The organism is Bacillus pinisoli, assembly GCF_023036475.1.
In the GTDB taxonomy this organism is placed as follows: Bacteria; Bacillota; Bacilli; order Bacillales; family SA4; genus Bacillus_BS; species Bacillus_BS pinisoli.
In genome coordinates this window covers 1-23,996 of the sequence record NZ_JAJQKI010000015.1, presented here as the reverse complement: position 1 = coordinate 23,996, position 23,996 = coordinate 1, and the positions used below count along the sequence as shown (strand labels likewise).

21 protein-coding genes, 1 pseudogene and 1 riboswitch are annotated in these 23,996 nt (G+C 37.0%); of the genes and pseudogenes, 20 read left to right on the top strand and 2 right to left on the bottom strand.

Annotated elements, in window-relative coordinates; all coding sequences use genetic code 11:
* Nucleotides 1-9: 9 nt before the first annotated feature.
* The 19 genes and pseudogenes from LT143_RS17160 to LT143_RS17075 all read left to right on the top strand — a co-directional run bounded on the left by LT143_RS17160 (nt 10) and on the right by LT143_RS17075 (nt 20,725).
* Nucleotides 10-906: a phytoene/squalene synthase family protein gene (locus LT143_RS17160; protein ID WP_246945016.1), complete on the top strand. Its 897-nt coding sequence runs from the start codon at nt 10-12 to the stop codon at nt 904-906.
* Complete coding sequence (locus tag LT143_RS17155; RefSeq protein ID WP_246945014.1) at nt 896-2,398, top strand: phytoene desaturase family protein; 1,503 nt, start codon at nt 896-898, stop codon at nt 2,396-2,398. The genes LT143_RS17160 and LT143_RS17155 overlap by 11 nt, the downstream gene beginning before the upstream one ends.
* Nucleotides 2,391-3,782 (top strand): aldehyde dehydrogenase family protein, encoded by a 1,392-nt coding sequence (locus LT143_RS17150; protein ID WP_246945012.1) that lies wholly within the window; start codon nt 2,391-2,393, stop codon nt 3,780-3,782. Before LT143_RS17155 ends, LT143_RS17150 begins: the two co-directional genes overlap by 8 nt.
* A gap of 137 nt (nt 3,783-3,919) precedes the next feature.
* Nucleotides 3,920-5,464, top strand: coding sequence for a phytoene desaturase family protein (locus LT143_RS17145; protein ID WP_246945010.1), 1,545 nt, complete (start codon nt 3,920-3,922; stop codon nt 5,462-5,464).
* 30 nt (nt 5,465-5,494) lie between these two features.
* The gene (locus tag LT143_RS17140) at nt 5,495-6,601 is read left to right on the top strand and encodes a glycosyltransferase family 2 protein (RefSeq protein ID WP_246945006.1); all 1,107 of its coding nucleotides are present in this window, start codon (nt 5,495-5,497) and stop codon (nt 6,599-6,601) included.
* Nucleotides 6,602-6,750: 149 nt separating this feature from the next.
* The gene (locus LT143_RS17135) at nt 6,751-6,870 is read left to right on the top strand and encodes a DUF4023 domain-containing protein (protein ID WP_246945004.1); all 120 of its coding nucleotides are present in this window, start codon (nt 6,751-6,753) and stop codon (nt 6,868-6,870) included.
* 142 nt (nt 6,871-7,012) lie between these two features.
* Complete coding sequence (locus tag LT143_RS17130) at nt 7,013-7,702, top strand: hypothetical protein (RefSeq protein WP_246945001.1); 690 nt, start codon at nt 7,013-7,015, stop codon at nt 7,700-7,702.
* Between the two features lie 52 nt (nt 7,703-7,754).
* Nucleotides 7,755-8,117 (top strand): hypothetical protein, encoded by a 363-nt coding sequence (locus tag LT143_RS17125; protein ID WP_246944999.1) that lies wholly within the window; start codon nt 7,755-7,757, stop codon nt 8,115-8,117.
* Nucleotides 8,118-9,086: 969 nt separating this feature from the next.
* Nucleotides 9,087-9,794 carry a hypothetical protein gene (locus tag LT143_RS17120; RefSeq protein WP_246944996.1) on the top strand — a complete coding sequence of 236 codons (708 nt, stop codon included), beginning with the start codon at nt 9,087-9,089 and terminating at the stop codon, nt 9,792-9,794.
* Nucleotides 9,795-10,137: 343 nt separating this feature from the next.
* Nucleotides 10,138-10,239 (top strand): DUF4023 family protein, encoded by a 102-nt coding sequence (locus tag LT143_RS17115; RefSeq protein ID WP_246944993.1) that lies wholly within the window; start codon nt 10,138-10,140, stop codon nt 10,237-10,239.
* Nucleotides 10,240-10,569: 330 nt separating this feature from the next.
* Complete coding sequence (locus LT143_RS17110; protein ID WP_272495851.1) at nt 10,570-10,914, top strand: DUF6036 family nucleotidyltransferase; 345 nt, start codon at nt 10,570-10,572, stop codon at nt 10,912-10,914.
* A gap of 4 nt (nt 10,915-10,918) precedes the next feature.
* The gene (locus tag LT143_RS17105) at nt 10,919-11,416 is read left to right on the top strand and encodes a hypothetical protein (RefSeq protein WP_246944988.1); all 498 of its coding nucleotides are present in this window, start codon (nt 10,919-10,921) and stop codon (nt 11,414-11,416) included.
* Between the two features lie 388 nt (nt 11,417-11,804).
* Nucleotides 11,805-12,575: pseudogene (locus LT143_RS20805) on the top strand (MCP four helix bundle domain-containing protein); the annotation flags it as partial.
* Nucleotides 12,567-13,514: a methyl-accepting chemotaxis protein gene (locus tag LT143_RS20800; protein WP_418909851.1), complete on the top strand. Its 948-nt coding sequence runs from the start codon at nt 12,567-12,569 to the stop codon at nt 13,512-13,514. The pseudogene LT143_RS20805 and the gene LT143_RS20800, both read left to right, overlap by 9 nt.
* 598 nt (nt 13,515-14,112) lie before the next feature.
* Nucleotides 14,113-14,202, top strand: a riboswitch (cyclic di-GMP riboswitch).
* A gap of 198 nt (nt 14,203-14,400) precedes the next feature.
* Nucleotides 14,401-16,344 (top strand): putative bifunctional diguanylate cyclase/phosphodiesterase, encoded by a 1,944-nt coding sequence (locus LT143_RS17095; protein WP_246944983.1) that lies wholly within the window; start codon nt 14,401-14,403, stop codon nt 16,342-16,344.
* A 55-nt stretch (nt 16,345-16,399) separates the two neighbouring features.
* Nucleotides 16,400-18,280, top strand: coding sequence for a sensor domain-containing diguanylate cyclase (locus tag LT143_RS17090; RefSeq protein ID WP_246944981.1), 1,881 nt, complete (start codon nt 16,400-16,402; stop codon nt 18,278-18,280).
* Nucleotides 18,281-18,937: 657 nt separating this feature from the next.
* Nucleotides 18,938-20,005 (top strand): SDR family oxidoreductase, encoded by a 1,068-nt coding sequence (locus LT143_RS17085; RefSeq protein ID WP_246944979.1) that lies wholly within the window; start codon nt 18,938-18,940, stop codon nt 20,003-20,005.
* 227 nt (nt 20,006-20,232) lie between these two features.
* Nucleotides 20,233-20,403, top strand: a complete 171-nt coding sequence (locus LT143_RS17080) for a hypothetical protein (RefSeq protein WP_163180929.1) — start codon at nt 20,233-20,235, stop codon at nt 20,401-20,403.
* The gene (locus LT143_RS17075) at nt 20,396-20,725 is read left to right on the top strand and encodes a type II toxin-antitoxin system PemK/MazF family toxin (RefSeq protein WP_246944977.1); all 330 of its coding nucleotides are present in this window, start codon (nt 20,396-20,398) and stop codon (nt 20,723-20,725) included. The genes LT143_RS17080 and LT143_RS17075 overlap by 8 nt, the downstream gene beginning before the upstream one ends.
* A gap of 338 nt (nt 20,726-21,063) precedes the next feature.
* Here the strand turns inward: LT143_RS17075 and LT143_RS17070 are convergent, their stop codons facing one another.
* Together LT143_RS17070 and LT143_RS17065 are read right to left on the bottom strand one after the other, a co-directional pair.
* A complete protein-coding gene (locus LT143_RS17070) occupies nt 21,064-22,512 on the bottom strand; it encodes a DEAD/DEAH box helicase (protein WP_246944975.1) in 1,449 nt (482 codons plus the stop codon).
* 431 nt (nt 22,513-22,943) lie between these two features.
* On the bottom strand, nt 22,944-23,183 hold the full coding sequence (locus LT143_RS17065; protein ID WP_246944973.1) for a hypothetical protein: 240 nt from the start codon (nt 23,181-23,183) through the stop codon (nt 22,944-22,946).
* Nucleotides 23,184-23,552: 369 nt separating this feature from the next.
* On the opposite strand from LT143_RS17065, the gene LT143_RS17060 reads away from it, so the two are divergent.
* Nucleotides 23,553-23,969 (top strand): DUF6526 family protein, encoded by a 417-nt coding sequence (locus tag LT143_RS17060; RefSeq protein WP_246944971.1) that lies wholly within the window; start codon nt 23,553-23,555, stop codon nt 23,967-23,969.
* Nucleotides 23,970-23,996 lie beyond the last annotated feature (27 nt).

Below are 23,996 nucleotides of genomic sequence, written 5' to 3'. Positions count from 1 at the left end.
GAGATGAATATGGATACAGAGCAAAGGCAAGCAGATTTTTCGTATTGTGAAAATATGATAAAAAAACATTCTAAAAGCTTTTACTATGCCTTTTCACAACTCCCTTCTGAAAAAGCGAATGCTGTCTATGCAATCTATGCTTTTTGCAGAACGGCAGATGAATGTGCAGATGGAGAACATTCGGCGATAGAAAAGACTAGAATGCTGAGACAATTAAAGAAAGAACTAGATTTGTTCCATGAAGGAGCTGAAGTGGACAAACCACTATGGCGGGCTCTTAGGCATGTCTTTGATACGTATGACATGGACATCAATCCCTTTTATGACCAACTGACTGGACAATCCATGGATTTAGCTTTTATAAGCCCGAACACCATGAATGAACTAGAAAAATACAGTTACTATGTAGCGGGAACTGTTGGTTTAATGCTTTTGCCTATTATCGCTTCAAAAGCTTCGGTAGATTTGCGTGTAGCCGTCATCAATCTTGGCGTTGCCATGCAAATCACGAATATTCTGCGTGATATTGGCGAGGATTATCATGAGAAAAATCGCATCTATCTACCTCAAGAAGAATTGAGCTATTTTCACTACTCACAGAATGATTTACATAATAGCTTAATCAATGAGAACTTCATCAACCTATGGGAGAAGCTTGCGGCACGTGCCGAATCGTTATATGAAGGATTTTTAGTAAACATAGACATGCTGGATGCTGATAGCCGAGTACCTGTTTATCTGTCTGCTCATATATACAGAGGCATACTCGATGCTGTACGGAACAATGGCTACCAATGTCTAACGAAACGGAACTATGTGACAAAAGAAAAAATGGCCCAAATCAATACTTCAGTGATCAGAAGGTTTGATTTGTGGGAAGGAGAGGCATTAACAGGTGAAAATTAAAAATAAAAGTGTACTAGTGATCGGAGGAGGGCTCGGAGGACTGTCGGCTGCGATATCACTTGCACAAGCAGGATACGATGTCTCCTTATATGAAAAAAATAATCATATTGGAGGAAAGCTGAACCGGCTAGATCAAGATGGTTTCGGTTTTGATTTGGGCCCATCCATCCTCACCATGCCCCAAATCTTTGAAAAATTATTTGCTGCCAGTGGGAAAACTATGAAAGACTACGTCCAGATTGAAAAGCTAGATCATCAATGGCGCTCCTTTTTCCCTGATGGAAATATCATAGACTTATATGAAGATTTGAAGGATATGCAAGAGAAGAATCCTTCTTTAAGTGAAAAGGATATACGTGAATATCAGGATCTGCTTAACTATTCGAAAAGACTATATGATATGACGGATCAAACGTATTTTCAGCATGGCGTTGATCGAACTAGAGAAATTATGAAACATACGGGTCTGTTTACGGCTCTTAAGAACTTTGACCTGTTTTCTACCGTTCATGGAGCAATTGATAGACGGATCAGTAATGAACAGTTCCGCGATATGCTATCCTACTTTATCAAGTACGTGGGATCGTCCCCTTACGATGCACCGGCTGTCCTGAACATGATGATCTACATGCAGCATGACCAAGGTGTATGGTATGTACCCGGCGGTTTAAATAAACTGGCAGATGGCTTAGTGAAGCTAGCTGAAGAAGTGGGCGTTCGCTTTAACCTGGGCAAAGGAATCGTCAAGCTTGAAAAAAAGAATGACGAAGTTACAGGAGCTGTTTTGGAAGACGGAACAAAGCTAACAGCAGATTACTTTGTTTCCAATATGGAAGTCATACCGGTTTACGAACGATTACTGGAGGAAGACAGCCAATTTGTGAATAAATTAAAGAAGAAATTCGAACCCGCAAGCTCCGGTCTCGTCATGCATTTAGGTGTGAAAAAGAGCTATCCACAGCTGCGCCATCATAACTTCTTTTTCGCAGAAAATATGAAGCAGCAAATGCAATCTATCTTCCACCGTCGTGAACTACCGGAAGACCCAGTTATTTATTTGGTTAACGTCAATAAAACAGACCCGGCGCAGGCTCCTGAAGGACATGAAAATATAAAAGTACTGCCCCATATTCCTTATATTCGGGATCACAAACCTTTCACGCAGCAGGACTATGAACAATTTGCTGAGCGTACCCTGATCAAATTAGAAAGAATGGGTCTGCACGATTTGCGCGCTAATATCGTGACAAAGGATATATGGACACCAGAAGATATCAGGCGTATGTATGGCTCTGACCGTGGTGCCATTTACGGAACAGTATCAGACCGTAAGAAAAATAAAGGATTTAAGCATCCGAAACAGAGTGAACGCTATAGCAATCTATATTTTGTCGGAGGAACTGTAAACCCAGGCGGCGGAATGCCGATGGTGACCTTAAGCGGCCAACTTGTCAGAGATAAAATCGTTCAGAGAGATTCCTTACATGCATGACAATGATTTTCTGAAGACACTACCGGAAAAGCAGAAGGAAGAACTGTTTTCCACGGGAAGACCTTCACTTGAAAACCGAAAAAAACAGCTTTTAAAGCTAAAAACGATTCTTTTGGAGCACGAAGCAGCATTGATCCAGGCCCTTCATTCCGATTTGGGAAAACCGGCATTTGAATCCTTTTCATCTGAAATCGCGGTTCTATTAAATGAAATCGAGCATGTATGTAAGCATCTAGCAAAATGGAACCGGCCTGTCCGGTCCCATCACCTTAAAATGGGATATGTAGAAGCAATCAATAGGATGAGAGCACCCTATGGAAGTGTACTGATTATCGGTTCGTGGAATTATCCTGTCCAGCTTTCCTTGATGCCTGTCATTGGTGCAATTGCCGCCGGAAACCGTTGTGTGATTAAACCATCTGAACATGCACCGGCAACGGCGGAACTGCTAAAAGACATCATCAATCACGCATTCCCTCTCGAACAATTACACGTTGTGACAGGAGATGCCCAAACAGCTAGCCTGTTAACTTCAGCCCCTTTTGACCTGATTTTTTTTACAGGCAGCACAAAGACTGGAAAAGCGGTGGCAGAGCAGGCAGCAAAACAGCTCACACCAGTGATACTTGAACTTGGTGGGAAAAACCCATGTATCGTGGATGAAACAGGTTTCTCAAAAACCGCCATCAGAGAAATTGTCTGGGGTAAATTCCTCAACGCGGGACAAACCTGTATTGCACCGGATACCCTGTTTGTTCATCAATCCGTTTATGAAAAAGCGCTGGAAGAAATCTCCGCGTCGATATCCGCTTTTTACGGAGATCAGCCACAGGCAAGCGGGGATTTTGGCCGGATCTGTACTGATGAACATTTTCAGAAGATTGTTGAGTTTATTGAGCAGGGTACAGTCCGGCATGGAGGTGCACATGATCGAAGCGATCGGTTCATCGCTCCGACCGTGATTACGGATATCAAACCGGGAAGTCCGATACTGGAGGAAGAAATTTTTGGTCCGGTTCTTCCGGTCATTCCTTATACAGATTTACAAACGTTATTATACAGTGGCAGGCTTCAGACTGATTCACTGACGGGGTATATATTCACTAAAAACAAGAATCACATTCAGCTGTTCAAGGAACATATGCGTTCACCAACCATCAGTGTCAATCAAGTGATCCATCATGCCGCAAGTCCTCATATCTCCTTTGGAGGGGTTGGAAGAAGCGGATACGGTGCTTATCACGGCAAAGCTGGTTTTCTAGCTTTTAGTTATGAAAAAACAGATTACCAGACACATCATTACCTGCGTTTTCAAGGTAAATTCCCACCGTATTCCGACACGAATAGAAAAGCATTAAAAAAGTTAAGAAAGTGGCTGCTGTAATTGAAGCCATTGTGCCTTTAAACAGAAGGAGGGACAAGTTGATTGTGTCCCTTTCTTGTCCTTTGAATCAGTGTAGTGGATGTATTTAATTCTTAAGTTCATAAAGCAGAATATTTTTTGGAAATGAGGGTACTTACATGAGCAAGAAGGTGATTGTCGTTGGAGCGGGTGTAGCGGGCCTTGCTAGTGCGATCAGGCTGCAACATGCGGGCTATCAAGTGGAAATCTATGAAAAAGGTTTAACACCCGGCGGCAAAATGAATCGTATTGAACTAGATGGGGGCTACACATTCGATTTGGGGCCAACCATTGTGATGATGCCGGATATATATCGAGAACTATTTGAACTATGCGGCCGCGATCCTGATGATTACATTCCCATGGAAAAATTGGACCCGATTTATCGAGCTTATTTCAGTGATATTCCCGACCAGCCTTATGATATCTCCTCTGACCTTGTCAAATTGACAAAAACAATTGAATCCATTAGCGAAGAGGATACGGCCGGTTTTTTTCAATATATGAATGAGATTTACCAAAGATTTGCCATTGCCAAGCAATACATTCTTCAACGACCTTTCCGCAAAAGGAGTGATTTTTATAACCTCCAGTTGTTGAAGAAAGTAGTGAAACTAAAACCTTACGACACGGCAGAAACGTTTATAGGAAAGTATATTAAGAATGAACGACTGAAACAGTTAATCAGCTTTCAAACGTTATACATAGGTATTTCCCCTCTTACAAGTCCTTCTTTTTACACCATGATTCCAATGATTCAATTTCTATATGGAGTATGGTTTATGAAAGGCGGTATGTATACGATGGCATTAGGCATGGAGAGGCTCTTCAAGGAACTTGGAGGTACGATTCACTATGGCAAGGACGTGGAGGAGATCACCATTCACAACCGCAAAGCGGTAGGAATTACCGTAGATGGGCAGAATATCTCTTCAGATTATGTGGTGTGTAATGCAGACTTTCCACATGCGATGAAGCACCTTGTAAAAGATCAAGCTGCCAAAGGGAAATATACGGATAATAAGATTGACAGTATGAAATACTCTTGCTCATGTTTTCTGATGTATCTCGGTATGAACCGGAAATATGAAGAAATTGATCATGTACATAATTTCATTTTCAACGAAAACCTTGACCAAAATCTTAAAGATATATTTGATGGTAAGAAGCTAACGAATGCTTCCTTTTATGTATATATCGCTTCCAAAATGGATCCTTCCCTTGCACCTGAAGGAAAAGATGGATTGTATATCCTGATGCCCGTATCAGATATCGCAACAGCAAATTATGAATGGAATGAGGAAACCATTTCTTATTATCGCAGTTACCTTTTAAATGAACTAAAGAAAATCCGTGGTTTTGAAAACATTGAAAATGAAATTGTCACAGAAACGCATACAACACCATTGGATTTTAAGTCGAAGTTCAATGCGTATAATGGTGCCACGTTTGGGTTGCAGCCAATCCTGAAGCAAAGCAACCACTATCGTCCGCAAAGCAAGGCTACCCACTGTGATAACTTGTACTTTACCGGAAGCAGTACTCATCCCGGTGCAGGTGTTCCAATTGTGCTGTTATCCGCCAGAATCACCGCACAGGAACTGATACAAGACGATACAGGCAATTTATATGATTATTCAGCAACAACTTTTAACGGATTATAAAAGCTGTGTTTACACAGAGAGGAAGATGTTATGTCTGATTTAGAATTAATTCATCTCGCGATTGGATTGGCGGCAGTGATCATTGGAGTCCTCATGTTCTGGTCTTTGCCGATTCCCGTTTCTTCCTCCAGGTCTACGGACGGTCTTCCGTTTCTTTCTATCATTATTCCAGCCAGAAATGAAGAAGGCAGGATCTCACCGCTACTACAATCATTGCAGGAACAGCGTTTCAGACAATTTGAAATTCTGGTTGTGGATGATGATTCATCTGACAATACGGCGGCAATTGCGAAAAGCTACGGTGCAAAGGTTTTGCGAAATCCAGGAGCAGGAAAATCATCAGCCTGCTGGCATGGTGCCGAGCAGGCCAAAGGAAAATGGTTATTATTTTTAGACGCAGATACGAAATTTACAAGTGTGGATGGGTTAACTAATCTGCTGCATTTCTATCAGAAAAAGGGAGCTAAAGGCATCACAGCCTTACAGCCCTTTCATACCGTTGAGCGCTTATATGAACACATCTCCGTTGTATTCAACATCATCGTCGTGGTAGGGATGAATTTATTTACGATTTGGGGATCGCGTTTTAAAACGGCAGGTTCGTTCGGTCCATGTATTCTCTGTAACCGAGAAGACTACTTCTTGTCTGGAGGGCATAAAAAAATCGAGGGAGCTATCATGGATGACCTAGCACTGGGAGAGGCATTTCTTGAACAAAATCTCCCGGTTCGCTGCCTAGGTGGGAAAGGGATTATCTCTTTGCGCATGTACCCAGAAGGAGTAGGTAGCCTCATCGAGGGCTGGTGCAAAAGCTTTGCCGTCGGTTCTAAGTCCACTCATCCACTTGTCATGCTGATGGTGATTTTCTGGATCACCGGTAGCTTCATCACTTCGGGAGCACTGATCTCTTCGATTATTGACTGGAATCCTACCGCAATCATGTTCAGTGGAATATTGTATATCCTTTATATGATCCAAACGGCATGGTTTGCCAGCCGAGTCGGTAATTTCAGATGGGCCGTTTTCGCTTTTTATCCAATCTTGTTTTTGTTTTTCGTCGGGATTTACCTGTATTCGTTTATTAGGGTGAATGTCTTCCATTCTGTGAAGTGGAAGGGGCGAAATATAAAGGTTTGAGCCAAGGGGACGGTTCTGGTGGTTCATTTAAGACCTAAGTAAATAAGGCGTTAGAAGCCATTCGGTCATCCATTATCCTTTCACCATGCATGTTATTGACAATAATGGATAGATTAAATCCTATCACTAGTTGTGAAGGAGGAATCATAATGGAAGATACTAAAAAGTTCGTTGATCAGCTACAGGAAAAGCAAGCAAAGGATGAGCAAAATAGAAAGCGTCAAGGGCATGGCCATCCGGAGAAGAAACTTCCGAATAAACAGCATTAGTTCTGAGATTGTGTATATAGCGTTTAACCTCGCTCGCCTTAGTGGCGAGTTTTTTTATTATGTATTTCCCTACTTGCTCAGTAGTATGAATAAACCCCCTTCTGAATATAATATATAAAATGTTAAATTTTGGAGGAGAGGCATGGATAAAGTTCAAGCATACGGAACTTTTAAAAAAGTAGGGGGGCATATTTTTCGAACAGAAGCAAGGTTGAAATGGGGCAACTCCAATAAAAAACTAGGTCTTATTATTATGTTAAATCCAGGTAGTTCTAAATTGTTAGAAGAACAAGCTTGGAATACTTTTGTTGACAGTGACCAAGATTCTGTCCAAATAAATGGAAAGTTATTACTTGATCCAACTATGAGATCAGTTGTTAGAATCTTAGAACACTCCTTTGGTAATTTGGAAGGAGAACTAATAATACAGAATCTGTTTAACTTGAGAGATTCCGATCTATCTTCAGCACTAGACAAATATAAGCAATTCTTTGTAAGTAGAAAAACAAGTGAATTAAATTCTAACTTTCCATCACTCATCAATCCTAGATATAGAGATGTCTTACATACAGACATTGATAATAACTATATCAATCTATTTCCATGGGTATGGTTAGCATGGACTGTCAAAGATGTAGTGTTGTTAAATGCAAGAAGAGAGCTAATATTAAATGCCATCCCTGAAAATAAAATTGTATTTAAGATACCTAAACGAAATGCAAGTCAAAAAAGAAGAAAAGAGTTGTTCACTTATCACCCAAATCCTCAAAAACAAACTGATCGGGATCGTTATTTTAAAGAAATAGTCACACAAATGAGGAAAGGGAGTTAGAGATATAGGTTGGTTATGAATTGAATTCAACTAAAAGGTAGGGGAAACGTAAATGGATAAGATTAAACCTGAAGTTATACTTGAAGTAGGAGCAGAAGGAGGAAGCATAACACTTTTTGGATTTGAGAGGAACGGGAATTGGTATTTTACGCTTAAGACAAACGAAGGAACAATGCTAGATTTCCTAGAAGAGGAAGAGTCTGTAGATAATTTAGTTAGAAATAGTAGGTTAGTAGAAGGTATAGAAAAAGGTTTGGCATTACTAGATTATTATCTCTGGACTCAACTAAACCCAAGGAAAATTCACAAGAATTTTGGTGAATTTATATTAAATGAATTTAAAAAAAGGAGACCAAGCGATCCAAGGCTAATCAGGTGGGAAAGAGCATTTGAAAAGAGTAAACTATTTTATTAGTTAGCTTTTCAGGATCAATACTTTTTAGAAGCGCGAATAATATCTTACATCGATTATTTGTAAGTCATTGGGTATGGACTCTTTTACTTCTGCAAGAAAGGAAGCCGTCGTATGTGTGGAAATGTACTGAAGGAACGTAAAGGGACATAAGCGCATATAACCATCTGTTGCTATTTTTGTAGCAACTTCATTATCATATACTGGATTTTACAGAACTTCATGCATAACAATGGAGTGAAAAATTAAAGTAGCTCTCTCTAGAATATTACTTTATAAATCTCCAACTACTGTGGAATAACCACTTGTCATACCACAGTAGAAGTTTGTATCATTATCATTTTTTCCGTTAGTGGTTACTTTCCCAATCTTCATTTCTACGTTCGGCAATCGCATAAAGTTCCTTGTAAGATTCTCTACTCATTTTTTTACCAACTTCCAGAATTATTCATTTTCTTCTGTATTTCTTGTTCGTGGTCGGTAGGTTTCATTTCGAATCCCTCCTGATTATCAGTCTTTAAGACTTTATCCACAACTTGGACGAGGTCTTATTCAACATCAACTGTGCCTTTAAGTTGATTTCTAAACCGTGGATTCCTCATTCACATACTGCTAATTGTTCTTGCTCTTATATGATCATTAATCCAGTCTTAATAAACATATCTAGAGAAAGGGTCCCTATTCCCTTGTCTCCTTTTATAAGAAAGAGTGGAAAAATTGATTGTATAAGGTGAAAGTACCATGCTTAAAGTATGTGAATAACTGTAGTTATATTTAGATTCTGAATCTTATCTTGATTTCAGAGCAGAGGTATCCTTGTTGGTCCCTCTTTAACTGGCTTTATTCCTTTCAGTTCTAGATGAATAGTTAACAATATAATGTTGTATTGTCGAAATTTGAGAAACAATACTTCCTGAAATTGGATTTTAATATAGTAAAATATTACTATTAATACTTTTTTTAGGAGGAATCATGTATAAAAAGGTTGTAACACAAGAAGATTTGAGAATATTTGATTCAGTATGGATCCCAGCTTGGCAAGAAAAAGGGTTCGACCTTGAATGTTTATTAGGTCCTGTAGATCGATATCTTATAAAGGATAATCATGAAGAGGTTATTGGAACAGTCGGTTTTCGTGCTTATAACTTCGATTCTCCAATTGACGATGTCTATCCATTTAAAACAAACCAAATTATATGTAATAATAAAAATAACATTATTGAAATTGATAAGCTGGCTATAATAAAGGAACAAAGAGGCATAGAAAATTTAGAAAGAGTCCTCCTTACAATAATTGATTATGCAAGGCATCGGGATTATCAGTATTATATTGCTACAATTGATGCTGCATTTTATAAAGTAATTCAAAAGATTTATCCAACTAGTTTATATACATTACATAAAAGGATTAAATATAAAGATACCTATTTAGTTCCTATAATCATTGACGCACATTACACACTTTCCAACACACATAAATACTACTGGTTAAGAAAATACTTTAGTTTATTAAAGGAATATCAGTGTAGATATTGTCGAGAAGCGTTTAATTCGAATGAAGTAATAAAATGGAGTCAGCGATCTACAGATAATAAAATGAATTTCAACTATAATCTTTGCTCTAATTGTTTAGGACAATTAGTTCAGGAGAAACAGAATGTTATTGTTTGTAGAGTATAAGTGGTGAATTCTCTTCATTTTTGAGGTTATAGCATGGGCTTCTAATATATATATGGGATTTTCTAGAAACTGTATGAACTCATATATTAGTTATTCTTGGTTTAACCCTGTTATAAAAATACAAAAGAATGGGCTAAAAAGAAACAAAGGTTAACAAAAAATCTTTCATGATGAACCCAACAATAAAATCCATTAAACAACCTTAGTAGAAGATAGAGAACAAGAGGATTGTTCTGTGGACAGGAGGAACAGGGACTTTGTCTTTTCCTATTGAGACATGGTCCTTTTCCCCATGAATTTGGATAGATTAATTCCTATCACCAGTTGTGAAGGAGGAGTTGTAATGGAGGATACTAAGAAATTCGTTGATCAGCTACAGGAGAAGCAAGCAAAGGATGAGCAGAATAGAACAAGGGCATGGTCATCCGGAGAAGAAACTGCCTAATAAGCAGCATTAGTTCTGAGATTGTATTTGTTTTACAGGTATGATGTAAAAAGGCTGGCTCGGTGGAGACAGCCTATTTATCATATCAGTGAGAGTCATCATTTTAAATACAATTTAGAAATTAAAAGAAAGGAGTCTTAAGATTAGTTTATATGGGTTAAATGAAGGTTCAATGATAGTTTATAACATTAGGTAGCTAAGTAGATAAAAATAAGCTACATGTGGATATTAAATCAAGAAGCCCTTAAAGTATCTCTAAGACAGCCTGTTTGTTGGCTACATTCTCTTTTACCCTTTTGTTAACTAGTCACTTTTATCTATAACTAGAAGTTGTTAGCCAGATATTCCGTTAGTTCTAGTATAGAAGGTGTTATGGAACTTCCTCCGTTAGAGGAGGTTAAAGAAGAGTATCAACGTATTAATGTAAAGTTTAACTTTTTAGAAGTATATCTGCCTTCCACTGAGCATTTAATCATATCTAAATTGTTTACCACAAGACAAACTGAGAAAGATGTAGAGGATATATTGAAATCTGAAATTCTTGGCAAAGCTAATATTGAGAAATTAAAACAATTGTATGAAGAATACCTATTATACACGCTTTTTAAAAAGAGTCGATATAACGATTTAGATAGTCTTTTAGAGAAGTGGGAGAGAATACAAAAAGGAGGCTGATGAAATGAACCAACATATGATGGAAGACTTTTTTGTTAGAGTTGAACAAGAACAAAAATACTTAGCTTATGGTGAATATTCTTTTGAAGAGTTGCTTAAAAAGAGTATAAAAGATAGGCGAGTACGGAATGTATTTGTTTTTTATGTTTTATCAAAACCAGAGTATTTTAGAAAGTTCTTAGTTCTATCTGAGAAAAAAGACACGGTTCGAAGATTAAAAGCTTCCCTTTGTAAAGCCTTGCAAGCAGTTGAAAAAGAACACGTTTATCGTCCTGAGGTTAGAAGATTCGCAAAAATATTAAGAAATAAATATTTCCATCATTCTTATCCAATAACATTAATAGAAAAAAGAGAAGAACAGGTATCTAAAGAAATGGAAAAGTTCTTTGTTTCTGTTGTCAATCAAGTTCTAAACGAAAAGGATGTTAATTCAGATAGAGATGCTTACGTTGCGAGTCGGATGAAAGAGGTCGATTTCGATAATCTATTTGTGTCAAAGTAAATAAAGGAAGCATGCTTCCAAAAGGAATCACCTAGACTAAAGTGTTAGGTGATTTTTTGTTTTTTAAGGACAAGGTCCCTGTCCCCATGGATTTTCATTCATGTAATCTCCAGACACATATCACACATATCAAATTATGACATGAAATTTCCCCCGTTTACGATAACTTGGTTTAATTTTACTTGAAAAAAGAGTTTTTTCAATCACTTTGTAACCATTTTAAATGTTGATAATACGTAGGGGAAGTGGGGCACTATTCATTGTGTTCAGCAAAGAAAATTAATACTACCTATTTAATAAAACTTTGGTTAAACTAGTTTCATAGAAGAACTAGAATTTTTAACAGATATAGTATTAACTTCATTAAACAAATTCGGGGGTCGGTATTATGAAAGCGTTTAAAAATTTGAGGATTAGTGCAAAATTAATTCTGTTATTGGCCATATCTACTGTAGCCTTACTAGTGGTTGGCTTTACAGGATATTCTCAAATGAGAGAGATGTCTCATAAGTCTGAGGAAATGTATGAGGATCGTTTATTGCCTATCATGTGGATGGGCCAGCTAAATACAAACAATAGTGACCTTGACTCATATATTTTAGAACTTATCATTTCAAATGAGGCCGACCAAGAGAATCTAAAGAAAAGTATTAATGATAAGTTAATAGAAAGTGAATCGTTAATTGCTCAATATAAGCAACTTTCTCTACTTCCTGCAGAGGAAGAGAAAATACAGACCTTTGAAATGAGTCATGCTTTTCTAGGAGAGATTCGCCAAAATGTAATTAACTTAGCAGTTGCTGGAAATAAGGACATCGCTTATAAAATTTATGTAACTGAGGCAAAAAGTGTAAGGAAGGGTGCAGAAGATGTTCTATCTGAATTGAAGAACATGAATGCCCAAGCTGCTGAGGAATTAGCAAAGGAAAACCAAGTGAGTTTCAAGAGAGCTACGGTTTTTCTAGTTCTTATTATACTTGGCTCTATTATTTTTTGTATTTTAACAGGCGCTATTCTAGCACGCATGATTACAAACCCGATTAAAGAACTTCAGTATCTTATGAAGAAAGCGGAGGAGGGAGACTTTACCGTTAAAGGGACTCACCTCTATAAGGATGAAGTAGGTCTGTTAACCACTTCTTTTAATCAAATGGTTCATGGATTACGAGAGATTATCCAACGTGTTCATCTCACATCTAAACAGGTGGCTGCTTCTTCAGAAGAATTGGCAGTTACGGCGAAGGAGAGTAGCTCCACAATTAATGATGTCTCAAAGACCATTCAAGAATTGTCATCAGGTGCAGAAGAGCAAGCAAGAAACACGGACCAAACCTCCAGGATTATGGATGAAATGACCGCTGGAGTTAGCCAGATTGCTACTCACACTAAGTCTGTTGTATCAAAGGCTGTCCATACGAATCAACAATCGTCAGAAGGAAGAAAATCGGTTGATTCCTCCATTACTCAAATGAATAACATCTATACAAATGTAAGTGAACTGTCTGCCGTCATCAAAGGATTAGGCAGTAGATCTAACGAGATCTTCTTAATCGTGAAGGTGATTTCGGATATAGCAGAGCAAACGAATTTATTAGCATTAAACGCAGCGATCGAGGCAGCAAGAGCAGGTGAGCATGGAAAAGGATTTGCTGTCGTGGCAAGTGAGGTTCGTAAGCTAGCAGAACAGTCTGCTAAATCCTCCAAACAAATTACTGACCTCCTCACCGTTATTCAGGATGAAACCTATCAAGCAGTAGCATCCATGGAGGAAACAACAGGAGAAGTTAACGAAGGAATTAAAGTGGTAGGAGCAGTAGGTGAAACCTTTACCTCCATTCAACAGGCCATTCAGGATGTCACCAAGCAGGTAGAAGAGGTGTCTGTCGCCATTGAACAAATGGCGGAAGGGACAGAACAGGTAAAAGAAGCGATTAAGATCGTCTCACAAATTGCAGACCAATCAGCAGCAGGATCACAGAGTGTATCGGCTGCCGCCCAACAAATGACGGGTACGTCAGACGAAATTACTTCATCCTCCATGAACCTTGCAACCATTGCAGACAATCTACAGAATTTGGTGAAGAAGTTTAAAATATAAGTTTATTCTTAAAGTTCGTGGAAGTATCTAAATAAAACCTTATATTCCATTTGAAAAAAACTAGGGGACGGTTTTTTCGATCATCCCTCTGGTCTGAGCCAAAATCCAAGGACTGCAAGTTTTTGAATCCGGAGAAGAAATTGCCGAATAAACAACATTAGTTCTCAGGTTTTATTTATAGGTATTAAATGGGGAAAGGCTGTCTCTAGGTAGGGACAGCCTTTTTATTATGCTAATGAACGCTATAAACCTATTGTCGATTGGGCATATATTGCTTGATTTCTTACCAATGGTTTGGTTAAAGATGGTTCCGTAACCTTTTTGATAACGTTGTTTATGCTTCATCATCTCCAGGGGTATAAACTAACCTGAAACCGCACCAGTTGAGTTTTAGTGTTAGAGCAATTGTTGCACCAAAGTATTCATTTCTATAAACCATATTATCGAATTAACGCCCCATGGTATTTGAAGATCAGATCAAGAATATATCTGTGTGTTTCTACTACTTCGTTTCAAAAAAACGACTGTAATTAGTCTTTTACATAGGTCTATGAATATAGTAAAATTTTACTATAAGTAGATATCTAATATTATAAAATTTAATAATAGGCAAAGCTGTGGAAACACAGTGACGCAAAGCTAAAGGGACTAAATTTACTTTATGTAAAGATGTTAGCCAGTTGCACTTGTAAGTCAAAAAGCCTATGTCCTATTTCTAGTTGGTCATAGGCTATTTCTTTTTATATCAAATTCAAGTAAAACTAAGGGATTTTGTAGTAGATTTCAAACTAATTTTGAAAGGAAATAAATTATGACCTTCGTTTATTTTGCCAATTTATATATTTCTTTTGCGGTGGGAACGGTCTGTGCTTTTACAAGTTTATTGATGCTCAAAAAGCTGCCAACGAGCAACAGTATTTTGCGTTACAGCTGGCCATCAGTAATTATTGGCATATTCGCATGTTATCCATATATCGTGAATCTTTTTCTAGGGGTTATTGAACTACATTTTATCGTTTTCTTCTTGCTTCTATTTATTAGTATATTCATGGTGACACTGACGGTTAATTCAATTACGATCAGTGCTATCTCAATCACAAAACTTGTACTTATCTCTTTATTATTTGGTTCCTCATTGTATTTTTCGATTTTTTTTCGTGACTTTATAATGGTGAAAAACTTCGAATCTATTAATTTAACTCTCTTATCAAGTGGCTTAATTCTTACAATTGGGATCTCAATTGCGATGATTAGGTTTTTACGTTATTTGCGTGAACTAGAGCATGTTAAATTAAGCACGCTATTATTTGCAAGCTTAGCTATAGGTATTGCTTTCGGAAGTTTATATTTTACAATAGAGTCCACTTCTATATCTCAAGAATTACGTACTATCCTTTTGACAGACGGTCTTTATATTGATCTTGCTTACCTACCTTGGACGTTATCAATTCTATCGTTGGTATTGGTTTATTTAGCACCCATTATATTAGAAGAAATGAGGGATAAGAAAAAAAGGGCCCATGAGGTGGAGAATAGGAAGCAAATTGAATTCCTTTCTCATTATGATTCCTTAACAAATCTCCCGAACAGACATCTTTTTTTGAGTAAATTAGAAGAGCTAATCCTTGAAAATAAACCATTAGCGTTGCTGTTTTTGGACTTGGATCGATTCAAGACCATCAATGATGTGCTAGGTCACCCAACTGGAGATAAACTTCTATTGAAGGTAACAGAAAGACTGAACATGTTCAGTGACAAAGATACATTTATTGCAAGAATAGGGGGAGACGAATTTGCGTTGTTAGTAACGAATCACCCTATGGAGAAAGTTGAGAAATTTGTTATTGAGATGATGAACAGCTTAAAAGATCCTTTTTATATTGATGAACATCAATTATACATAACGGGAAGTATGGGAGGAACTTATTTTACTAGTGAGGTTGCTGCAGCTGAGGAATTGATGAAACAAGCAGATGCAGCTATGACACGTGCAAAGGAAAAAGGCAAAAATAATTACGAGTTCTTTCTTGCAAGCGATTATGTGGATATACTGGAGCAGTTGGAATTAGAGAACGATTTGAGAAAGGCCCTAGAAGAGAAACAATTTGAACTGCATTATCAGCCTCAAGTATCGCTTAAGACAAAAAGGGTAGAATCATTCGAAGTACTACTTCGCTGGAGACATCCAAAGAAAGGGAACATTCCGCCCAATATTTTTATACCGATTGCAGAAGAATTGCTCATTATTAATGATATTGGAAAATGGGTTTTACGAGAGGCATGCAGTCAATTAAAACAATGGCATACGTCCGGAAATCATGATTTAAAAATGAGTGTAAATGTATCATTAGTTCAGTTTTATGAGAAGGATTTTATTTCAAATCTACAAAGTTATTTAACGGAAAACTCCTTAGAACCAAGTTTTCTACAAATAGAAATTACAGAAACGATGGCAATGAAGGATCTTCAGCAAACCGTATTAATTACTAAACAACTACAACAACTAGGTGTCAAAATAAGCATAGATGATTTTGGTAAAGGATATAGTTCGTTATCTCATATAAGAGATATTCCTTTAAATTGTCTCAAGATTGATGGATCATTTGTCAGAGATATTCTACATTCTAAGGAAGCAGCGGTCATTATTAAAGCTATAACGTCAATGGCTCACTCACTTAATTTAGTCATAGTTGCAGAGCAGGTTGAAGAGGAGGAACAGGTTCTTTTCCTAGAGTCCTTACAATGCGATTATATACAGGGTTATTATTATGGTAAACCGATGCCTCCTGAAGAAGCACTTAAATATGCAAATGTACCTTTACCAGTTTAAACAAATGGTTCAGAATGTTGAGAAGACTGATTTGTCTTAAAGGTGGTGTGAAAAAATGAATAGACTTAAGTATACAACCCCGATGATTGTTATTATCCTTTCAATAGGAATAGCTGCTTTTTTTCTGATTGATCTCGCTAGTGATAGTGATCATCCACGAGTTCCTTTGGTTGAGAGCGGCTCTCTCGACCTAGAAGATTGGTCATTACAACAAGATGGTCCAATATCCCTTTTTGGGGAGTGGGAGTTTTACAGCAGCCAACTGATAGATCCTCTTTCTTTCTCTAATGAGGAGGTAAAAGATGGTACCTTATTACCTGTTCCAAAGCAGTGGTCGTCAATAGATGGATTAGAAGCAAAAGGGTACGGGACATATCGTTTACTTATTAACGGGATACAACCTTCAAAAGAGTATCTTCTTAGAATTTATAAGATACCGTCTGCTTTTCGTGTTTATATCAACGGTCAATTGGTAGGATCTCAAGGAAAGATAGGAGATTCTCTTGATTCGGAAAGCCCTGCATACGGACCAGCGTATACGTTGTTCTCTGTCACAGATAACAAATTAGACATAGTGATTCATACCTCTAATTTTCATTATAAGTCTGGAGGGATAAGAGGAGCGATTGAAATTGGTTTAGCTGATCAAATGATGGCTAAGAGGGACTCGAGACTAACATTTCAAATGATCATGGTAGGGGGCTTATTACTTCTAGGTATCTATCATTTTGTTATATTTTTATATAGAAGGAACGAAAAGCCGGCCTTATTCTTTGCTATTACATGCTTATTGATCTGCCTACGAACGTTGCTTGTAGGAGAAACTTATTTTACTAAAATCTTTCCGAATATCCCTTGGCTACTGCAAATAAAACTTATGTATTTATCATTATATTTACTAGTTCCTTCATTTGTTTTGTTTTTTTACTATTTAACAGAAAAAAGGCTCTCAAGAAAGATCATTACTGTCATTACAATTTTAACGGTCATTTTTTCAATTCTCGTCATAGTTACACCACCGGATGTTTTCACACAGAGTATGAACTATTATAACTATTTGGTTGTGCTCATTATCATCTACCTAACCATCCATGTTATTAGAGAGATCTTGAGCAGGCGTCCCGGTTTCTTATTAATGGGGGTATGTGGAATTTTCCTTGGTTATACAGCTGTGTATGACATGATACATTATAATAAGGAGACTCAACAAGGCGAGTTAGTGTCCTTAGGGATTTTTGTTCTTGTTATCGGAATTTCCATTGTTAATTCTGTGAGATTAGCAAAATCCTTTACCTATATAGAAGGTGTACATTATCAATTGAAAGAGTGGAATAAAGCCTTAGAAGAAAGGGTACAAGAGCGAACATCCGAGTTAGAACAAGCCAATCAAAGACTTCAGGAACTATCATTTATTGATGGACTAACAAATGTTAGGAACAGAAGATACTTTAATGAAGTGTTTGAACAAGAATGGAACAAAGGAATTAGTACTCAAGATACCATCTCGATCATGTTGATAGATGTAGACTTTTTCAAGGATTATAATGATTACTATGGCCATCTTGATGGAGACGATGTCCTCAAAAAACTAGCTTCAGCTTTTAAACATATGTTCAATGAAGTCGAAAAAGCAACTGTAGCAAGGTATGGAGGAGAAGAATTTGTTATATTACTACCCGGGCTTAGTTACCATGAAGCACTACATTATGGGGAAAAACTCCTGACAACGATTAACCAATTGCAAATTGAACACAAGAACTCTAAGGTTTCCTCTCATATCACAGTAAGTATTGGCGTTGCTACAGCGCGTCCCGTTCGAGATGAAAAACAAGAGTCACTTCTATTGGCCGCAGATCAAGCCTTATATGAAGCTAAACATAATGGAAGAAACAGGGTTGAGAGTAAAAAGGTATTGCCTGATGGGGATAAAATTTAAATATCAGTTCTTTACGTTGTTAGAAGAAAGAAAAGATGTTGCATTGGTGAAGGAAATAACTTTAGTAATGTGCTTCTCAGATTAATAGGATTTATGTATAAAGGACTCTTTAATCAGTAAATCACCTACACACTTATGTGTTAGGTGATTTTTTTGCAAAAGGCTGTTTTCGTAAAGATTGTTGCTTCGTAAAAATCCCAATAGCCGGATTTTTACTAGGTAATACAACGTCCAGTCCTTAAAATAGAGAGGGTTGCTCTTTTCTAACAATTATTACTTCGTTTGTTTGTTCGTACAAAATAGGGTGGTATTTAGATGTATTAGCTTGAAAAGCAACAAAGTTTTAGAAAAGAGCCTTGCAAAATGAAGATTTAAATTTTGAGTAGTGCTATGCCTCATGAGTCGCTTTCAGTCGGGATGAGGGGACAGGTCCCTCGTCCCAACGATTAAATCAAGGCTTGGACGAGCTCTTAAAATCCTTACTTATTGGAAAAACACGTGGAAGGTTTAGAACTTTCCTCTCCTTTAGGGGGAATTTTGCAGTGTGAGTAAGAATTGGATAATAGTACCGCTCTGGATTATATAGTTATTATTTCAGATCACCTATTTATTTGTTATGATTTTAATATCATGATGAAACACAACTTGGAGGAAACTATGAATATATTATTAACCGGGGCAACAGGTTTTGTAGGAAAGAAGTTAACGTCTGCTCTATTAGATAAAGGGCATCATGTTTATGCCATTGTGCGCAATTTAAAGAAGGCTGAAAGTTTAATTTCTTCTGTATCTCCATCCTTGCAAAAGAATCTTGTGATTCTTGAAGGGGATGTTATTTATAAGAATGTTGGTTTATCCGAAGACACAGTCCATTTTTTAAAAGAGAACATTGATACGGTTTACCATGTTGCAGCATTTTTATCATTTGATGAGAACGTTAGGGAACAAACCTTTGCGATTAACCTTGAAGGAACTCGAAATGTTTTAGAGCTAGCAAAGGAAATCAAAGTGCGAAATTTCTTCCATGTGAGTACTGCCTATACACTTGGCCAGCAGTTACATGCATTTGAAACCTTACACCCGGTTGACAATCAATTCATCAACCCATATGAAGAAAGCAAGTGTTATGCTGAACACTTAGTATTTGAATACAAAGACCAATTCAATGTCAACATTTTTAGACCTTCTATTATTATAGGAGATTCTAAAACGGGAGAAGCCGAAACAACCTTTGCTTTATATGGAGTTATTAGGGGCTTAGAGCTTATAAAAAGAAGAATGGAACGAAAAAAGGATCTACAGAATAGAACATTTAAATTCCTATGCAATCAAGAAGTCACTCAAAACTTTGTACCTGTAGATTACGTTATAGATGTTTTAACAGCTGCCTTGTTACATGCAAAGAAGAACACAATCTATCATATTACGAATTCAAATCCACCAACTAACCAACTCATTTTTGAATTAATTCAAGAGTATCTTGATCTACCAAATGTAGTAATGGTCCCAACAGATTATCCTGGACAACTTTCACCAGAGGAACAAGCTTTCAATCAGCCAATGAGTGTGTTCTATGATTATTGGACGAAAGATTTACAATTTAGTGATGCAAATACAAGGGAGCTGTTAGCAGAGGTTGGACTAGAGCCACTTGTAATGGATCGAGATATACTTATGAGAATTATTGGGAAGAGAGAACAAGTACTTAGTCGGGGAGCAAGTTAAATCAAGGGAAGCATGGGGGACAAGGGGACAGGAAACCTTGTCCCAATTATTTGTGCTAAATACTACCCAAATAACTTTAAGAATCAATGATATCGATTACTCATTTCATTACTCTTCTCTAAATTTCCCATCCAAAATAAATGAAAAAGCTAGATAAACATTAAACTCCCTTGGAACTTTAATAGTATTTTACGTATAATAAATGTAATAAAGCTTGGAGGTGTCTTATGTCTATTTCAGAGAGAATCATTAAAGATCTTGAGATGTTGGATGAAATAGAAAGAGAGAAAGTACTTCATAAAATAATTGAAAAATATATTTCCAAAGACAAAGCCATCCTTTTGGGGAAAACCTTTGATTGGTGGAATAATGAGGAGGATGATATTTATAATGAGTAACCTTTTGAAGCAAGGGGATGTTTGGTTGGCAAATGTACTCTTCAAAGATAAAAATGAATATAAACAACGACCAGTCCTCATCGTTGGAAATGAATTAGCATTGGATGTTGATGTTATTATTGCTCCAATAACAAGTAAGTCCCCAAGAAGTGATTTCGATGTAGAGTTAGAATATTGGGAAGAAGCTGGATTATATAAACCATCAGTGGTTCGCACTTCCAAAATCATTTCTATTCACGGATCTGAGTTAAATCGTAAGTTAGGTATACTCCACCCTCAAGACCTTCAAACAGTTCTTCGTACATGTCGAAGATTGTTTTGAGAACCTACTCGTTCCACCCTCCCTTAAAAATCAACCTTCAAACATAATTTAACCCAATTAACCCATGTTAAAAATGTACACTGACCATGCATATCAAAAGCATGAGATGCTGATTATCAGTAATTTCCGGTACAGTGTTTCTTAGTGGAAGAATATAATAGATTTCTGAACAATAACAAGAGTTTATTATACGAATCACCTGCATATTTAAGTGCTAGGTGATTTTTCTTTTAAACCGCAACCTCATGGTGGGACAAAGTCCCTGTCCCCATGACCTCAAAGAAACAATCCCCTTAACTTTGTTAAGGGGATAAGGTGTTTCTTTTCTTTAAGATGAATTATTTAATAGCTTTGCTCACTTTTAATTTCTTCCCTTTTATCGTTGCATTCTCCATAGCTTGTAAAACCAAGGAACCCTTTCCATTTAGAATATCCACATAGGACAGATGATCAAGGATGGTGATAATCCCGATATCATCTGCTGTGACTCCAGGAATTTTTGCAATGGTTCCGACAAAATCCACAGCACGGATCTTCTTCTTTTTCCCGCCGCTGAAGTGGAGTTTCATAATATCCTGATTAATGCGGGCTGTTTTGTTATTTCTTACAACTCGTCTACTGTTGCTCATTTTTTCGTCGAAGGCTGCTTGTCGATCAGCTACTTCCGAATGGCTTGGGGCTTCAATAGTAGGGATCTCGAAGCCAATATATCTCTCAATTGATTTAACGAATTTTTCTTCAGAAGGTGTTGAAAGTGTAATGGCTTTTCCCTTATTCCCAGCACGGCCGGTTCTCCCTGTGCGGTGCACATAACTCTCTTTTTCCATAGGGACGTCATAGTTAATGACAAGGTTCACATTATCAACATCAATACCTCTTGCAGCTACATCAGTGGCTATTAGATAACGGAAGTTCCCTAGCTTGAAACCTTCCATTACAGCAAAACGGTCTTCTTGTTCTAGTCCCCCATGAAGCTTCTCGCACGGGTATCCACTTTGTTCTAGTTCGCTATACACAGTATCCACGTTTTCTTTGGTTCGACAGAAGATCAGGCAGCTGTCTGGGTTGTCTACGACTGTAATGTTTTTAAGAAGTGAAAGTTTTTCTTCTTCTCTTCCTTCAATTAAGTAATGTTCAATGGTCTCAGCCGTTATACCGTTGGATTCAATTTCAATATGAGTAGGGTTGTTCATATAGGCATGGCAAAGATTTTCGATATCTTTAGGTAGAGTAGCGGAAAAAACCATGGTTACACGATCTGTAGGAAGCTCTTTAATGATGGCTTCTACATCATCAATGAAACCTCTATTAAGCATCTCATCCGCTTCATCTATGATCAGATACTTTATTTGGTCCAACACAAGTGTTTCTCGTTCAATATGATCCATAACGCGTCCTGGAGTACCAACGACAACATGAGTTTTCTGTTTTAATTCATCCTTCTGTTTCGTAAAAGGTTCTTTTCCATAAACAGCCACTGCTTTGATTCGTTTAAACCTTCCGATATTCGTCATATCTTCACGGACTTGAACCGCAAGCTCTCTAGTTGGGGTAAGAATTAAGGCCTGTGGATTCTTTTCTTCCCAATTAACCAGATCTGCCACAGGAATACCAAAGGAGGCGGTTTTTCCACTTCCTGTTTGAGCTTTTACAACCAGATCTTGGTTTTCAAGTGCTAAAGGGATGACTTGACGTTGAACCTCTGTTGGAGTTTCGTATCTAAGTACATCTAATGCTCTTTTAATTTCCTCGCTTACATGATAATCCGCAAAACTGCTTTTATTCATTTTTTACCCTCGATTTTTGTTTGTTTTTTCGTCATATGTATAGAATCCTCTCACAGAAAAAATTATATGCATGTTCTGAATACAGTTCATTATACTTGAAAAGTAATAACAAAGTGGCTTTTATATTTTAGAATTAAATGTTTTGTGGAGAGAAGACCAACTAGAAACCACGGTTGATATGAGAATAAAGGATTGTAAAACAACGAAGTTTTTAGAAAAGTGCCAAAAAGAAAATGATTTTTATACTTATAAAACCAAAGGGAATAATGGAAGGTTTAGAAGTAGAAATTTAAATATGGATTATGAGGTAGATGTAGATGGCATTCAGGGTTTTACCTTATTCGCCTTTATTAATTGATAGGCAGGACTTACGTGTCTATCAGAGGGCAAATATGAACAAAATATATATGCTAGATACAGTGAGTATATATTTATTGTCTATTTAAGCGCTCAATTTCAGTTTCTACGTTGAACACACGTTTGTTTAACACTTCGGTTTTGTTCTCTAGAGTTTTATTCATTCTCTCTAATAAGGCGACGATATCTTGTGGTTGACTTAATTCGATACGGTGAACCGATTCTTTAATTTCCTTTTGACCACTTTCAAGAGTATCAATTTTTGTTTCTATTGAATTTAATTTACTTAAGATTTCAATTAACAGTTTCTCCAAAGTGAATTCCTCCTTTTACAATTCATTATACCATTTATAAACATATGATTGTCTCTTAGAATAAAAATAATAATCTAAAAGGCTCAATAGAAGGAGGGACCTTATCCAACCTATCCTTTTGCAGAAAAAGAAATAGTGAAATTAGAAGAATTAAAAGAGGAGGATTTTATTCTATTTAATCGGGGTTTTGCCTAACATAACTTGATCATTGAACAATGTCAGAATGTAGGTTTTACACCTGAACGGCTCCATTGCTTAATTATGGGACCAATAGAACCGTCCCTACGGACTTTAAAGGTATGCCTTTCAAGAATTCTTCATTATAATAGAATCAAAGATACATACTATTTGAAAGGAAGGTGTGACAGGATGGAACAGAATTATAAAAAACATGCGATGATTGATCCAATTTTTCATTTTGTTTTAGCTCCATTGGCTTTACTTACTGTGATTCTTGGGATCATACAAGTTGTACGTGAATTCTCATTAACTAGTGTACTACTAGTAATCGGTGGCATTTTGTTTGTATTCATCATTGCTAAATTAAGACTCTATGCGCTAAAGCTTCAGGACCGACTGATTCGAACGGAAGAAAGCTTTCGTTATTTTGTATTAACAGGGCAACGTCTAGATTCTAGACTTTCTATTAAACAATTAGTTGCCTTACGCTTTGCAAGCGACGAAGAGTTCCCAAGTTTAGTTGAAAAAGCAATAAATGAAAATGTAACTCCAGATCAAATTAAACAAATGGTGGAAAATTGGCGTGCTGACCACCATCGCGTATAATAAATAAAAATGACCTCTACTCTTTGG